This window comes from Candidatus Methylospira mobilis (genome assembly GCF_009498235.1).
Lineage (GTDB): Bacteria > Pseudomonadota > Gammaproteobacteria > Methylococcales > Methylococcaceae > Methylospira > Methylospira mobilis.
In genome coordinates this window covers 407,434-422,457 of the sequence record NZ_CP044205.1, presented here as the reverse complement: position 1 = coordinate 422,457, position 15,024 = coordinate 407,434, and the positions used below count along the sequence as shown (strand labels likewise).

12 protein-coding genes are annotated in these 15,024 nt (G+C 57.5%); 8 read left to right on the top strand and 4 right to left on the bottom strand.

Annotated features, from left to right (window positions below; genetic code table 11):
• Nucleotides 1-5: 5 nt before the first annotated feature.
• On the bottom strand, nucleotides 6-1,049 hold the full coding sequence (locus F6R98_RS01645) for a rod shape-determining protein (RefSeq protein WP_153247464.1): 1,044 nt from the start codon (nucleotides 1,047-1,049) through the stop codon (nucleotides 6-8).
• Between the two features lie 104 nt (nucleotides 1,050-1,153).
• Here F6R98_RS01645 and gatC point away from each other — a divergent pair, with 104 nt between their 5' ends.
• From gatC to F6R98_RS01610, 7 genes are all read left to right on the top strand, one after another.
• A complete protein-coding gene (gene gatC / locus F6R98_RS01640) occupies nucleotides 1,154-1,441 on the top strand; it encodes an Asp-tRNA(Asn)/Glu-tRNA(Gln) amidotransferase subunit GatC (RefSeq protein ID WP_153247463.1) in 288 nt (95 codons plus the stop codon).
• A 41-nt stretch (nucleotides 1,442-1,482) separates the two neighbouring features.
• Entirely contained in the window at nucleotides 1,483-2,937 is a 1,455-nt protein-coding gene (gene gatA / locus F6R98_RS01635; RefSeq protein WP_153247462.1) for an Asp-tRNA(Asn)/Glu-tRNA(Gln) amidotransferase subunit GatA, read from the top strand.
• Between the two features lie 33 nt (nucleotides 2,938-2,970).
• Entirely contained in the window at nucleotides 2,971-4,404 is a 1,434-nt protein-coding gene (gene gatB, locus F6R98_RS01630; protein ID WP_153247461.1) for an Asp-tRNA(Asn)/Glu-tRNA(Gln) amidotransferase subunit GatB, read from the top strand.
• Between the two features lie 1,160 nt (nucleotides 4,405-5,564).
• On the top strand, nucleotides 5,565-6,314 hold the full coding sequence (locus F6R98_RS01625; protein ID WP_228125032.1) for a F0F1 ATP synthase subunit delta: 750 nt from the start codon (nucleotides 5,565-5,567) through the stop codon (nucleotides 6,312-6,314).
• Nucleotides 6,307-7,776 (top strand): F0F1 ATP synthase subunit alpha, encoded by a 1,470-nt coding sequence (locus tag F6R98_RS01620; protein WP_153247460.1) that lies wholly within the window; start codon nucleotides 6,307-6,309, stop codon nucleotides 7,774-7,776. The genes F6R98_RS01625 and F6R98_RS01620 overlap by 8 nt, the downstream gene beginning before the upstream one ends.
• Nucleotides 7,773-8,573 carry a F0F1 ATP synthase subunit gamma gene (locus F6R98_RS01615; RefSeq protein WP_153247459.1) on the top strand — a complete coding sequence of 267 codons (801 nt, stop codon included), beginning with the start codon at nucleotides 7,773-7,775 and terminating at the stop codon, nucleotides 8,571-8,573. The genes F6R98_RS01620 and F6R98_RS01615 overlap by 4 nt, the downstream gene beginning before the upstream one ends.
• 217 nt (nucleotides 8,574-8,790) lie before the next feature.
• Nucleotides 8,791-9,417, top strand: coding sequence for a hypothetical protein (locus F6R98_RS01610; RefSeq protein ID WP_153247458.1), 627 nt, complete (start codon nucleotides 8,791-8,793; stop codon nucleotides 9,415-9,417).
• Between the two features lie 361 nt (nucleotides 9,418-9,778).
• On the opposite strand, the gene F6R98_RS01605 is transcribed toward F6R98_RS01610, so the two are convergent.
• Genes F6R98_RS01605 through F6R98_RS01595 form a run of 3 tightly spaced genes read right to left on the bottom strand, consistent with a single transcriptional unit; the run spans nucleotide 9,779 to nucleotide 13,437 of the window.
• Complete coding sequence (locus F6R98_RS01605; RefSeq protein WP_153247457.1) at nucleotides 9,779-12,007, bottom strand: FUSC family protein; 2,229 nt, start codon at nucleotides 12,005-12,007, stop codon at nucleotides 9,779-9,781.
• A 2-nt stretch (nucleotides 12,008-12,009) separates the two neighbouring features.
• Nucleotides 12,010-13,149 carry an efflux RND transporter periplasmic adaptor subunit gene (locus tag F6R98_RS01600; RefSeq protein ID WP_153247456.1) on the bottom strand — a complete coding sequence of 380 codons (1,140 nt, stop codon included), beginning with the start codon at nucleotides 13,147-13,149 and terminating at the stop codon, nucleotides 12,010-12,012.
• An 18-nt stretch (nucleotides 13,150-13,167) separates the two neighbouring features.
• Nucleotides 13,168-13,437 (bottom strand): YtcA family lipoprotein, encoded by a 270-nt coding sequence (locus F6R98_RS01595; RefSeq protein WP_153247455.1) that lies wholly within the window; start codon nucleotides 13,435-13,437, stop codon nucleotides 13,168-13,170.
• Nucleotides 13,438-13,450: 13 nt separating this feature from the next.
• Here F6R98_RS01595 and F6R98_RS01590 point away from each other — a divergent pair, with 13 nt between their 5' ends.
• Nucleotides 13,451-15,016 carry a TolC family protein gene (locus F6R98_RS01590; protein ID WP_228125031.1) on the top strand — a complete coding sequence of 522 codons (1,566 nt, stop codon included), beginning with the start codon at nucleotides 13,451-13,453 and terminating at the stop codon, nucleotides 15,014-15,016.
• Nucleotides 15,017-15,024 lie beyond the last annotated feature (8 nt).

The window sequence follows — 15,024 nt, the reverse complement described above, 5'->3', positions numbered from 1 at the left end:
GGTCATTATTCCATCACAAAAGGTGTGATGCCCTTATCGTCGAGCATATCCAGCACCTTGCCGCCGCCGCGCGCAACGCAGGTCAGCGGGTCTTCCGCTACCAGCACGGGTAAACCGGTTTCTTCCGCGATCAGGCGATCCAGGTTTTTCAGCAACGCGCCGCCGCCGGTCAGCATGATGCCGCGCTCGGCGACGTCGCCGCCCAATTCCGGCGGCGTATGCTCCAGCGCAACCTTGATCGCGCCGACGATGCCGGCCAGCGGTTCCTGCATGGCCTCCAGCACTTCATTGCTGTTCAATACGATGCTTCTCGGTATGCCTTCGGCCAGATTGCGTCCCTTGATTTCAATTTCCTTCAGTTCGCTGCCGGGGTAAGCAGTGCCTATTTCATGTTTGATACGCTCTGCCGTCGCTTCTCCTATCAAAGTGCCGTAGTTGCGGCGCACATAGGTCATGATAGCGTCGTCCAGCCTGTCGCCGCCGATACGCACCGACGCCGAGTAAACGATGCCGTTCAGCGAAATCACGGCGACCTCCGATGTGCCTCCGCCAATATCGACCACCATGGAGCCGCAGGCTTCATCAACCGGCAAATCGGCGCCTACCGCCGCGGCCATCGGCTCGTCGATCAGAAACACTTCGCGCGCGCCGGCCCCTGCCGCCGACTCCTTGATCGCGCGCCGTTCCACCTGCGTCGATCCGCACGGCACGCATATCAACACCCGGGGGCTGGGTCTGAGCAGCTTGCTGCGGTGTATCTTGTGAATAAAATACTGCAGCATTTTTTCGGTGACGGTAAAGTCGGCTATGACCCCGTCCTTGAGCGGACGAATTGCGGTGATGTTGCCCGGGGTGCGCCCCAGCATCGATTTGGCCGCTACGCCTACCGCCACTACCGATTTGGCGCCGCGCCCGCGATCCTCTCTTACCGCTACGACGGATGGTTCGTTCAACACGATGCCCTGGCCGCGGATATAGATCAGCGTATTGGCCGTACCCAAGTCTATGGATAGATCATTCGAAAAATAACCGCGCAACTGTTTAAACATGATGGTATTCACATCTCGTTAAAAAGCGTCTAATTTAGCAAGGAGTGGGGGGTAGAGCAAGACATGAGGTATTATATAGATATAAACAGACTAGGAAAACGATAATGTCCTTTAGCAAAGAACAAGTGAATACTGTGGCGTGGCTGGCGCGTCTGGCCATTGATGACGACAAGGTCGAAGCTTATGCGCATGACCTTTCATCGATTTTCGGATTTGTGGAGCAAATGGACGGTATTGACACTGATAATGTCGCGCCCCTGGCGCATCCGCTGAATCAAATGCAAAGGCTGCGTCCGGACAGAGTCAGCGAACCGGACCGGCGCGATACTTTTCTGGCGCAGGCGCCTCTTACCGAAGCAGGACTTTATCTGGTCCCCAAGGTCATCGAATAAGCGCGCTTATCCGCCCCTTTTTAATGATACGAGATGTATGAATGCACACTAAAACCTTAGCCCAGCTTTCAAGCGGCCTGCATCGCCGGGAATTCAGCAGTCAGGAATTGACGCGCGCCTTTCTTGAGCGCATAGCCCGCTTCAACCCCGACATTAACGCTTATGTCACCGTTACAGAAGAACTGGCCCTGGCGCAGGCGCAACGCGCCGACCAGCGCATCGCCGCCGGACTATCCTCGACGCTGACCGGAGTTCCCATCGCGCAGAAAGATATTTTCTGCACCCAGGGAGTGCGCACCAGTTGCGGTTCCAGAATGCTGGACAACTTCATTTCGCCCTACGACGCCACGGTAGTGGATCGTTATAATCAGGCCGGCGCGGTCATGCTCGGCAAACTGAATATGGACGAGTTTGCAATGGGTTCTTCCAATGAAACCAGCTATTACGGCCCGGTTAAAAACCCCTGGGATACCGGCACGGTGCCGGGCGGCTCGTCGGGCGGTTCTGCTGCGGCGATCGCCGCCGGTCTCACCGCCGCCGCAACCGGCACCGATACCGGCGGTTCGATACGCCAGCCGGCGGCGTTTTGCGGCATCACCGGCTTGAAGCCGACTTACGGACGTGTTTCGCGCTACGGCATGATTGCGTTCGCATCCAGCCTGGATCAGGCGGGACCGATGGCGAAAACGGCGGAAGACTGCGCGTTGATGCTGCAAACGATGGCGGGATTCGACGATCGCGATTCCACCAGCGTCGACCAGCCGGTTCCCGACTACGCCGCAAGCCTGAACGATAACCTGGCCGGTCTTAAAATCGGCCTGCCCAGAGAATTCTTCGGGGAAGGGTTGGATGCCGATATTGCGCGCAGTATAGAAGCTGCAATAACCGAGTATCGCAAACTGGGGGCGACGGTACACGAGATATCCCTGCCGCACATGCACTTGTCCGTACCGGCCTACTACGTGGTTGCGCCCGCGGAATGTTCATCGAATCTGGCACGCTTCGACGGCGTCCGCTACGGCTACCGCTGCGACAACCCCAAGGATCTGAGCGATATGTACACGCGTTCGCGCGGCGAAGGGTTTGGCGCCGAGGTCAAGCGGCGCATACTGATCGGCACCTATGTGCTTTCGGCGGGTTATTACGACGCCTACTATCTGAAGGCTCAGAAAATACGCCGTCTGATCAGCGAGGATTTCAAGCAGGCTTTTGAGCAGGTCGACGTGATCATGGGACCGACCGCGCCTTCCGTCGCGTTCCGTTTCGGCGAAAAAGGCGGCGACCCGCTGGCGATGTATCTGTCCGACATCTATACCATCGCCGTCAATCTTGCCGGGCTGCCCGGCATGTCCATTCCGGTCGGTTTTTCCGGCGGGCTGCCGGTCGGCATGCAGATTTTAGGCAGTTATTTTTCCGAAGGCCGCCTGCTGAACGTAGCGCATCGCTACCAGCAGGAAACTGACTGGCACCAAAAAACGCCCGGCGCATTTGCGTAATCACGGTGCTTGAGAACACGATAAGGAATATTTATGGAATGGGAAACAGTTATCGGGCTGGAAGTACATGCTCAGCTCGCCACGCAATCCAAGATTTTTTCCGGCGCGCCGACCGCTTACGGGGCCGAACCCAACACCCAGGCTTGCGCCGTCGATCTGGCCTTGCCCGGCGTGCTGCCGGTATTGAACGCCGAGGCGGTGCGCATGGCGATCAGGTTCGGACTGGCCATCGGCGCGCACATTGCGCCGGTTTCGGTGTTCGCGCGCAAGAACTACTTTTATCCCGACCTGCCCAAGGGCTACCAGATCAGTCAGTACGATCTGCCGGTCGTCGGCAAGGGTAAGCTCAGCATACTGGTGGAAGGAGAAGAGCAGATCGTCGGCGTGACGCGAGCGCATCTGGAAGAGGACGCGGGCAAATCCCTGCATGAGGATTTCGACGGTTACAGCGGCATCGACCTCAACCGCGCCGGCACGCCGCTACTGGAAATCGTTTCCGAACCGGATATGCGTTCGGCGAAAGAGGCGGTAGCCTACCTGAAGAAACTGCATGCGCTGGTACGTTATCTCGGCATCTGCGACGGCAACATGCAGGAAGGCTCGTTCCGCTGCGACGCCAACGTGTCGGTGCGTCCCAAAGGTCAAAAGGAGTTCGGCACGCGCGCCGAAATCAAGAATCTGAACTCGTTCCGGTTTGTCGAAAAGGCGATCAATTTCGAAGTCGAGCGCCAGATCGAGCTGCTGCAAAGCGGCGGCACGATGGTGCAGGAAACGCGTCTTTACGATTCAGTCAAGGACGAAACCCGTTCGATGCGCAGCAAGGAAGAAGCCAACGATTACCGCTACTTCCCCGATCCCGATCTGCTGCCGCTGGAAATCCACGCCGATTTTATCGAACAGGTGCGCGGACAATTGCCGGAACTGCCCGATGAAAAGCGAGACCGTTTCAAAACGCAATACGGCTTGAACGATTACGATGCGCTGGTGCTGACCGCAACACGTGATCTGGCCGATTATTACGAAGCCGTGACGATCGAAGCCGGCTGCGACGCCAAACTGTGCGCCAACTGGGTGATGGGCGATTTGTCCGCCGCGCTCAACAAGGCCGGCCTGGAAATCGAGGACAGTCCGCTCAAAGCGGCGCGTTTGGCCGGCCTGGTAAAACTGATAGCCGACGACACCATCTCCGGCAAAATCGCCAAGCAGGTGTTCGAGGTGATCTGGGAAAGCGGCGAAACAGCCGATGTTGTGATAGAAAAGCAGGGCCTGCGCCAGATAACCGATAGCGGCGCCATTGAAGCCATAATCGATCAGATACTTATGGATAACCCGGAACAATTGACGCAATACCGCTCGGGCAAGGATAAACTGTTCGGTTTTTTTGTCGGTCAGGCCATGAAAGCGACGCAGGGAAAAGCCAATCCGCAGCAGTTGAATGATTTACTGAAAAGCAAACTGCAGGGTTGACGCCTTACATATCTAATTAATCGGCTTAGGCGGCCTGCGTGCTGAAGTAACGCGATCGCTCTCTTCGATTTTGCTCCGAAGAGCTGATTGCGGCACAAAACGGCATCAGGCAAATCCGTCTGCCGTCCGCTTAAAAAGCCGTCCATGTATAATGGAAAACGAAAAAAGTAAGGGTGATAAATGGTCGACAACCATTCAGCTAACGACATTGGGTCAAGGGGGTAAAGCCGTCGAGACACACCGGAAGCGTTTCGATCCATTAACTGCGCTGTAAATTCCATCCGTAGACTCGTTCTGCGGCCACCCTGGCCGCAGACTCTCTCGTCAAACCGCCCACCCCACAGCCCTCTCAAGCGACAAAAACCCGAAGCTGCTGAAGAGTTGCAAAAACCATAAAGCTCCAGTCAGCGGAACCTGCGCGTGGCGGTTATCCTTATGAAAAACATCAAATACCATAGGTTTACAAAAATCGTCGTATCGGCATGGACTCACATCGGGCTACCCTGCCCAACGCTCTACGGGTAAATGCAAATCCATTTCAAGCGGATTTGCGCCGGTATCCAGCCAAAAGGGACGCTACTCCAATACCCTCTCGGCTACGCCCTGGACAGACCATGGCGTCTGTATATTCCGGCTATCCCTTCGACCACCCTCAGGACAAGCCAGCCCTGCCGGAATCACATTGTTTTCTTACACTACCCATCACAGTCTATTGACATGACTTTTGTTTCAGGATTACACCAACAAAATCCAGGCGATCTATTTTGTAGGAGCGGGCTTTAGCCCGCCCCTACGGCGCATAAGCATCTACACAAAATCCCTCTCCTGCGGGACAAATACGTCAGGAACGTATTTGGTCGAGCGCGGCTCGCCCGCAGGGTTCCGGGCAGGATAGCCCGGAAACACTGGGTTAGGGAGAGGGGACTATAAACAATGACTTATTGACTTGTGTAGATACCCATGTCTACAGCGACAGGAAACGTAACTGAATAGCGACAAAAAACTTTGCGATAATAATTAAAGAGACGTTTGAGCAGATCAGTCCGGCATTGGAATGCGTGCGGAAAAGGACAAATCCGCGTACAGTATCAAATAAGCTACTGTAGAAGTGCGGAGTTACCCATTCAGAATAGCATGTAACCAACAATGGTAACCTTAACATGATGCAATTCGACTGGACGACATTTATCCTGGAGATTCTGAACTTCCTGGTGCTGATGTGGATACTGCGGCATTTCCTGTATCGCCCGGTACTCGCGTTGCTGGACGAACGCAGGCGGCGGATCGGCGAGGAACGTCTGGCAGCCGAACAAATGCGCAACGAAGCTGAAACCTTGCTCAAGCAATACCAGTCGCGTTTGGCCGAATGGGAGCTTGAACGCGAAAGCAGCCGCAGACATCTGGAAGAACAGCTCAATCAGGCGCGCACGGAAGGTTTGGCGAAACTCGAAAAATCTCTGGCGGATGAAGCAACCCGGCTACGCGCCCGCAATGACGCGCTAAACGCGGCCGGCAAGGCAATTGTCACCCGTGAGGCAGCCATCACCGCTTATTCACAAACCGCGGCGCTGCTGCAACGACTGGCGTCGCCGCAACTGACTCTGGCCATCGTTGGTTTATTCCTCGAAGATCTGGCCGCTCTACCCGCCGAAGAACACGATGCGTTACAAAGGGCCGCATCCTCGCTAAGCACCGATGCCGAAATCAGCAGTGCTCATGCGCTTGACGCAATGCAACGCGCCGCCGTATCCCAAGCGCTGGCGGCAACGGCGGGACGGAAGCTGAATATTGTTTTCAGGGAAAACCCGGCATTGATCGCAGGGCTATGCGCCGTAATCGGCGAATGCCGGCTGGATGCCAATATCGCCGCGGAACTGGCATTCTTCCGACGCTGCGCCGGCCATGTCTGATACGCAGCGTACAGCAAAAAACGGCGGCGCAGGCCGGAAGCCTTACCGTTTCGGCCTGCGGTTGTCCGAGCGGGGTTATGTCGCCGAAGTCGGTGACGGCATCGCCTGGGTACGCGGTCTACCCAGCGCGCGTCTGGACGAATTGATCGGTTTCGACGACGGCAGCACCGGACTGGTGTTTCAACTGGGCAAACACATGCTCGGCACGATACTGCTATCGCAGAATCAAGGCGTCAAAGCCGGAATGGCCGTGCAGCACATCGGGCGCAAACTGGAAATCGGCGTCGGCGCGGCGCTGCTGGGTCGGGTGATCGATCCGCTGGGCAACCTGCTGGACGGCGGGCCGCCGTTGACGGAACCCGAACAGTTCCAGCCGCTGGAAGCCGGCGCGCCGCCCATTATCGAACGCGATTTCGTCAAGGAACCGCTCTATACCGGCTGCAAGATCGTCGACACGCTGATCCCGATCGGCAAGGGGCAGCGCCAGCTGATCATCGGCGACGACGGCGTCGGTAAAAGCGCGCTGGCGCTGGACGCAGTACTTAACCAGCGCGGACGCAACGTGCTGTGCATCGTGGTGCTGATCGGACAAACGCGCTCGTCGGTCGCCGGAACGCTCGAAACCCTTCGTGCCGCGGGCGCGCTTGAATACACGGTCATGATGGTGGCGGAAGCCAATGCGACGCCGGGTTTCCGTTACCTCGCGCCGTTTGCCGGCTGCGCGATAGCGGAATACTGGATGCGCCAGGGGCGCGATACGCTGGTGGTATACGACGACCTTAGCCGCCATGCTCAATCCTATCGCGAGCTGTCGCTACTGCTGCAACGCCCGCCGGGACGCGAAGCCTATCCGGGCGATATATTTTATCTGCACTCCCGGCTGCTGGAGCGCTCCACGGCGCTGTCGCCGGAATACGGCAGCGGCAGCATGACCGCCCTGCCCATCATCGAAACGCGCCAAGGCGAACTGTCAGCCTACATTCCGACCAATTTGATTTCGATTACCGACGGTCAGATTTATTTCGAAAGCAAGCTGTTCGCTTCCGGCATCCTGCCCGCAATCGACATCGGCCGCTCTGTATCGCGTATCGGCGGCAAGGCGCAGCACCCCGCCATCAAGCAAGCCTCCGCGCACATTCGCCTCGACTACCTGCAGTTCCTGGAACTGGAGCTGTTTGCCCGTTTTGGCACGCGGCTGGAAGCCGGCGTCGAAGAAAAACTCCAGCGAGGACGCCTGCTGCGCGAACTGCTGAAGCAGGACAAACTGGAGCCTCTGTCCGAACAGGCCCATCTGGCGTGGCTGCTGGCCTATGGTGAAAAACTGCTCGACGGCTTTCAGCCGGAAACCGCCGTCGCAAAGCTGACTAAAATCATCAGCGAACTGCGGACGCACGACCTGGAGCTGGACACGCCCAAAGCGCGCTGGCTGGAATTGCTGCGTGACGGGCTTGCCGCCCCATGAGCCTGCGCCGCGAAATAGATGCGCGCCTTAACCTGTATGACGACTTGTCCGGCATACTCGGCGCCATGCGCAGTTTCGCGCTTGCCGAGCTGCATCGCGTCGGCAGAAACGAAGCCGCCCAGCAATTGGTGGTGCAAAGCTTATCCGCCGCGCTGGACGATCTGGCCGAAGCGCTGCCGGCGCCCTCGCAGCCTGCTTACGACATCTGGCTGCTGTTCGGTTCGGTACGCGGATTCTGCGGCAGCTTTAACGAAGACGTAATCCGCGCCTGGCGTAACGCGGACGGCGCGTCATGTCCGACGCTGCTGTTCGGCGAACGTCTGCATGGCCTCGTCGGCGGCGCCGCTTTGCTATGCATCGGCGGCGCCAACGGCGGGCTGGACGCCCCCGTGGCGATCGATCGTATCCTGGCGGGCATCAATGAACTGAGGCGCGGGCGTAGCGGCGAATCCGGGCTGATTGCCTGCATCCGCGACGATGATAAAATCAATATCCGGAGACTGCTGCCGCTGCCCGGCAACGGGCGCACAGCCGGCGGCTATCTGCCGCTTACCCACGAACCCGCTCCGCGTATTGCAGCCGGCGTCGCCGAACATTATCTATTTCACAATCTGCTGGCGTTATTATTACGCTCCATCCGGGTGGAAAACCATATGCGTCTGATGCAGATGGAAACGGCGTTACGCCATTTGGAGCAGGGAAGCGAAGAGCTGAAACGGCAGCGCAACCGCTTGAGGCAGGAGGAAATCGTCGAGGAAATCGAGCTGATGATCGGCATAAAGCGTAGTGCGGTTTAAGCATTTCACCGCTTCGGGTTCACCACGCCATCAACTCCAGCTTCGGATTTTATCCGGACCTTGCTGATGACAAAGCCCACCATAAGACAAACACCTATGCATAATTTAGCTTTTGTCTTGCTCGATAAATAGCAACAGTCCTGTTTTCAGGCCCGCATCGCATGCGTAGACTGAGTTTGGAATTCCCAGGGATGACCTAGTGAATAGGAGGCTTAAAATGAGCATTGCAAGCATATCAAACAACAGCAACTGGTGGTCTCAAGTTGGCAACCTCAGTCAAACCAGCGCGCTATCGGGCTCCACCGGCGTAAACAACGCGCACCAAACCGCACAGAAGCAAGGGGCGCAGGCGGCCGGTGGATTGCAGAATTCAATACTGAGCGCACTACAGTCGCTGACAGGCAGCAGTTCTACCTCGGCAACGGGCTCGGCCGAGAAGGCGTTGACCCCGGAGCAGCAGCAGGCTGTGGGTTCGTTCATGCAGAACCTGTTTCAAGCCCTGCAAGCGCAAAACGGCATCAGCAATTCCAGCACGAATGGCGTTGGCGCAACATCGGCGGTGACCGGGCAGCAAGGGAGAGGACATCACCATCATGGAGGGGGAGACGATATACAAAGCCTGATCAGCAAGCTTTCCTCATCTTCGAGTTCTTCGTCGAGCAGTGCTATCAGCAGTTCGTCAGCAAATAATTTGGCCGCATTGCAGTCCAGTTTTCAGTCCCTGACCAGCTCACTTGGCGTTACCGGCAGCAATGCGACCCTGAGCGATTTCCTGACATCGCTGTCCAATAATCTGGGCGGTAACGGCTCGCTTCAGGGCAATGCTGTAAGCACCTTTGCCTGAGGACGCACTGTTCTTTTCCCGTGTGCCTGCGTTTAAATGCCGGTACGCAGTCCGCCATGTATGAATTGCCGGCGTAACAACTGAACCGCTTGCTTAACGGCTGGTTTTGCGTTGACGCTTCCGCGTCAGGATATGAAGTCCTTCCTGGAATGGGAAATAGCTGGATCAGCCCGCTGGAAACTGTCCGAGAAGACAAATGCAAAAAATACGACGCAATATATAGCACTACTTTAATGACAATAAACGCTAAATATTATTGTCGAGTTCTCTGACTGGCTCCGGGAGTCCTCTTGGCTGGAAGGGTTGGCATAATCCGTAAGCAATCTCCGTTTGTCGGTATGAGGCATTTTCAGTGCTTTCTTCAACCTGCTGTCGCCAACTCCGTAGCGCGTTTCTCGATACGTTCAACCCGTTTGATTATTTGCCGGTCCAGCTCGAAGCGCAACTCCCAGGCTAGTGCCATATCAGGCGGCAGGGTTTCGATACCATGATGTTCATAGTAGCTTGTTCGCATCAGCTCATGCGTATCCGCAACCGCGCTCCAGGTCTCCGGCTGCGCGCCTTGCAGCGCCAGCGCCGCATTTTCCAGCGCGGTTGCCAGCTCAATGTCGAAAGCGCGGCTTTTTTCTCGCAACGCGTCGGGAAAACGGTTGAACTGAGGGCCACCCAGCAGCCGGTAACTCATCCGTACCAATAGCATTCCAGACAAATTGCCGGCATCTTCAATAATCGCGCTCACCGCCGTTCTTTCATCCATTTTGTCAGCCAATCCTGCATCCGGTTCCAATACTGCGTGACCGAGCAGGTCTTGCGCCGCCGCCAGTTCTTTTTCCGCAGACAAGCGCAACGGCAAAGTGCGCTTGAGCGGCAGGTTTTGTCCCTGCGGCCGGGCCGTTAGTTTTGCGAGCGTGCGTAAGGCCGATGCGCTGCGGTTGCGCGCCAGATTGATCGAACGTCGAGGCCACAGCGCATAGTCGAGTAAGCCCATCACTATGATGCCGAGAAAAATGCCGATGACTCGATCGCGCGGCAAATGCAGTCCGGTGACAGGACCGAAATCATGCAATACGAACAAGGCGAACGAGTAGCCAATCTGTTTGCCCATATAGGCAATACGCACGCTGCCCGCGGCTATCCAGGCGGCAACGGCCCACACCGGAGCGGTCGTCAATGCGAATCCGGCTATGGTTTCGATCTGGGACTGGAATAACAATATATAGAGGTAAGCGCTAAGCCCGCCCAGAGCCGCACCCGACACACGCAGCATTGCTTGCCGGTAATCGGCCCCGAGACTGGTTTGCGCAACGATCAGGCAAGTCAGTATTGCCGTATCGATTTCCGGCCAGTTCAGGCTTTCCACAATCAGCGTACAAAGTATCGCGCCCAGGGAAAATTTGATGCCGAATTGTACGCTGTCGACATGCATGGCCCAGAATGAATAGCCGAACCAGGCCGGAATTCCGGTGTCTTCATCGCCATTATCGGCGTCGGCGGATTCGCTTTCCGGCAATGCGGATGCATCATGCAAGGAATGCAGCAATCCAGCTACGCGCTGCAGCGAGCGCCACAATACCGTCAACAGCGAAGGGCTGGTTTGCAGCGTGGCGGCGGGAAGCGCTTCATCCGGCAGCAGCGCCCAAGCCTGAGCGGAAACATCGCGCCCCTCCGTCACACCTTGCCGCAGTATCGCACAGGCGCTTTGCAGCGCCAGATAGGTTTCCAGTTTTTGACGGCTCATCGGTTTATTGCGACGCTCCTCCGTCAACACCTGATCCAGCCAGACCGCAATGCGGTGCAATCCGTCAATTTCTACCAGCAAGGCAACGTAAATACCGCGCTGCCGATTCAGGGACGGATGTATCAGCTCTGCGTCCGTCAGTAGATTATGCACCTTACCAAATGTACCGGGCTTGCCATATGGCCGCTCATGCGCATTCAAGCTGCCGCCGGTCAGACGCGAAGCGAGTATCGCCTCCACCGAGGATAATTGCCCGGCAAGGCTGAGTGTAAGCAGCTTGAGCGGGTCCTGCGGTTTTACGGTCAGTTGCACCAGAGTCCAGATGCCGATGGCAAGCCCGCCCATGACCGGCAAAAACCATAAGGCGCGGTAAATATCGGCGTCGGGGGTGGTCGGGCTATACAGCACCGCAGCCCCATACCAAATGGCGATGCCGGTCGGCCAGGCGATCAAGCGCGCGTGAAACAGGGAGAGCGCAATAATCATCAAAGACAGCGGCAGAAACAGCCAAGGGGCATTGCCGGCGAAGGCCAGCGCAAATACGGATACGGCCACAGTGATGATTACATACCCAAACTGGCGCAGGCCGAATGCAAGCGATTCGCCGGCATTCGCATACGGGCTGTAACCCAGGGAGAGGGTGATCGCAATCGCCGCCAGCGGCGGCATATGCAGGGATTGGCTGACGATGGCAATCGTCAACACCACGAAGAACAGCCTCAAAGTCGCCAAACGCCGTCCGGGGAAGTATCTAAGCTCGGCCAGCAAAAACTGTGCGAGCGTGGTCCCGAACCAGAGATTGCTGCGTCCCCGGCTTTCGGTAGACGTGTGCACTGTGTTGGCGGGATTCACTACTACCTGCTGCCGTCGGCAGGGCGGTCACGCACGGTAACGAAGGCCGTCATGCCCATACGCAAAGGATAACCCGGGTCGCGCTCGCGTATTTCGATACGCACCGGGAAGCGGGAAGCAAGCATGACCCAATTCAGCGTGCGTTGAACCTCCGGCAACACCCCTTGTTGCCGAATATTGTCGGGGTAGTTGGCCCAGCCGATGCCGGTGACAACGCCCCGGTAGCGTTTTCCGGGATAGCCGACAAGGAATACCTCCGCCTCCTGACCCGGGTGGATAGAACGCAGATAGGTTTCCTTGAAATTAGCGATGACATACCATTGCCGGTCATCGACCAGCGCGAAGATTTCCGATCCCGCTTTGGCGTACTCGCCTTCTCGCAGGTTCAGATTGGAAACATAGGCATCGAACGGCGCCCGTACCGAACAGTACTCCAGATCGAGTTCGGCGGCGGCAACAGCGGCCCTGGCCGCTTCGATATGGGCATTGACGCTGCCGCTCTGAGCGATCAACGATACCGCACGGCTTTTTTCGCGACCCGCTACGCTGATTGCGCTACGGGCGGCGCGTTCTTTCGCGCGCGCATCGGCAACAGCAGCGCGTGCGGCAGCAAGCCGGGTTCTGGCTTCCTTGATCTGGTCCGCCGTTACATAGACTCTTTCCGCCAGCGGCTCGATACGTTCCAGGTAACTGCGTTGATACTCATAGGCGGCTTCGAGCCTGGCAATTTCCGCTCCCGCGGCATCATGTTCGTATCCGAGTCGTTCGACGACAGCTTCCGCTGCCGAGCTGGAAGCGCGCCGCGCCTCCACTTCTTTTTCCGCGAGCAGCAATTCCGCCTTGGCCTGATCCAGTCTGGCCTGATAGGGTCGCGGGTCGATCACATAAAGCAGATCGCCCTGCTTGACAGGCTGATTGTCTTCGACATGCAGTTCCACGATGCGTCCGCTCACTTCAGGAGCGATGCCGACAATGTTGGCGCGCACCATCGCGTCGTTGGTACGCGGAGACAGGTAGTTGATTCGCGAGACCAGCGCCCCGGTCAGCAGCGCTCCGAGCACGATCGAAAGTCCGATGACGCGCCCAAGCGCCCTGCGGCATTGCAAGCTGTCGAGCCGCGCATTAACCCAGCTTTTTGTCATGGCGAAAACTGTTTGCGTTCATGTCGAGTAAAATAATAGCCAGACGGCGAAGGTGCATAACGCCCATAGGCTCGGATAAACCAGCAGCGGCGGCCCGAGATGCGGCGCAAGCTTGACCCGCGCCAACTGCCCGGCCACCACGATGCTGATTGCCAGGCCAGCCAGTATGCAAATGATCCAGGCCGGCCAGAACGAACCCTGGATGCTGAGCATCGGATCGCAAGCCGTCAAAAAAACGGCGAAAATAACCGGCAAACCCGCACGCTGTAAGCTCCGATTGTATATCATGATCAGCTTCCGAATGAGTAACTATCCCACATTATACTGGCGTTCGAATAAAGTGTTTCCCGGGGGAAGAGTATTGCAACGCAGCAAGCCTGCCAACTTGCGAAGGTTGCCGCCCTATTTATATCGCGGCATACGATGTCCGGTTGTTTTCGTCATTATGACGTTGGCGGCCTGCACGCAGCCGGGCGGAGAGCGGATTGACGAACCGTATGCGGCGGCTCCCGCCGGCCCCGCCGTTTACTGGAGCGCACGCCAAAACAAGGACGAACAGCAGGCTCCAAAAGCGGAGCCCCCGCCGGGCGACAGCCTGGTCGACGGCAAGCTCGTTTACGATCTGCCCGCGCTGGTTGATCTGGCCCTGCATTCGCACCCGGACACCCGGGTCAGCTGGCAGGAGGCGCAAACCGCCGCCGCGCGGCTGGAAAGAAACCGTAGCGCCTGGTATCCGACCCTGACCGCTATGGCCTTCGGCCAGAATTTTAAGGACAGCCTCATGATCACTAGCGGGGCGATGATACGCAACGGGTACTCGTCTACCAGCGGCCTGAATCTTGCTTGGACGCTGTTCGATTTCGGGCGCAGGGAGGCAACAATCGAACAAGGCGCGCAGCGTCTGACCGCCGCCAATTTTTCCTTCAATCGCAAACACCAGGAAATCGCCTATCGGGTTGCAACCGGTTTTTTCGCCTATCAGGCCGTTCTTTCCCGGGTAACGGCGGCGCAGCAGACGCTGGAGGCGGCCGTCGCCGGCGCTGCGTCGGTGCAGGCCAGATTCGGCAAAGGCTTGGCGACGCGCCCCGAGTTGTTGCTGGCGCTGCAGGAACAGGCCCGAGCCGGCTATGATCTCCAGGATGCGCGCGGCTCGGTAGTTCAGGCCCAGGCCGATTTAACCGCGAGCCTGGGTATTTCGCCGTCACATGCCCTGCAACTGCTCGATTTGAGCAAAGTGCCGCTGCCGTCGCGGCTGGCGCAATCGGCGGAAGAAATCGTCGATCAGGCGCTTGAGCAGCATCCCGACCTGATGGCGCGTCTGGCCGAGCTGCGCGCGCGCGAAGCGGAAGTGAAAAGGGCCTGGGCCGAATTCTGGCCAAAATTGTCGATGAACGGCATGCTGGGCAATCAATACTGGGGAAATGTGCATGTGACCCCTCCCAGTCAGAATTATACGTCAAGCAACCTGGTGTATACGGCAATGCTCACCGTCGAATGGACATTGTTCGACGGCTTCGAGCGCAGCAATGCGCTGAATGAGGCCAAGTCGAGAAAGGAAGCCGCGCAAGCCCAGCTCGAATCCTTGCGCCTGGATATCATCCGCGATATATGGAAAGCTTACGCCGAAACCAAAACAGCGCTGCAAAAACGCGATTTTGCGTTGGCTTTGCTGAAAGCGGCGGAAGAATCCTACGCGGCCACCAGCGAGTCGTATAACCACGGCTTGTCCACGGTGATAGAAATGCTTACCGCGCAAAAGGATCTGGCGCGCGCGCGATATACCGAAATCGACAGCCGCGCCAACTTGCTGCGCGCCGCCGCTACCTTGGTTTATGCTTCCGGGGAGCAAAACCGGCGGGCAGAGTAGTGACTGCG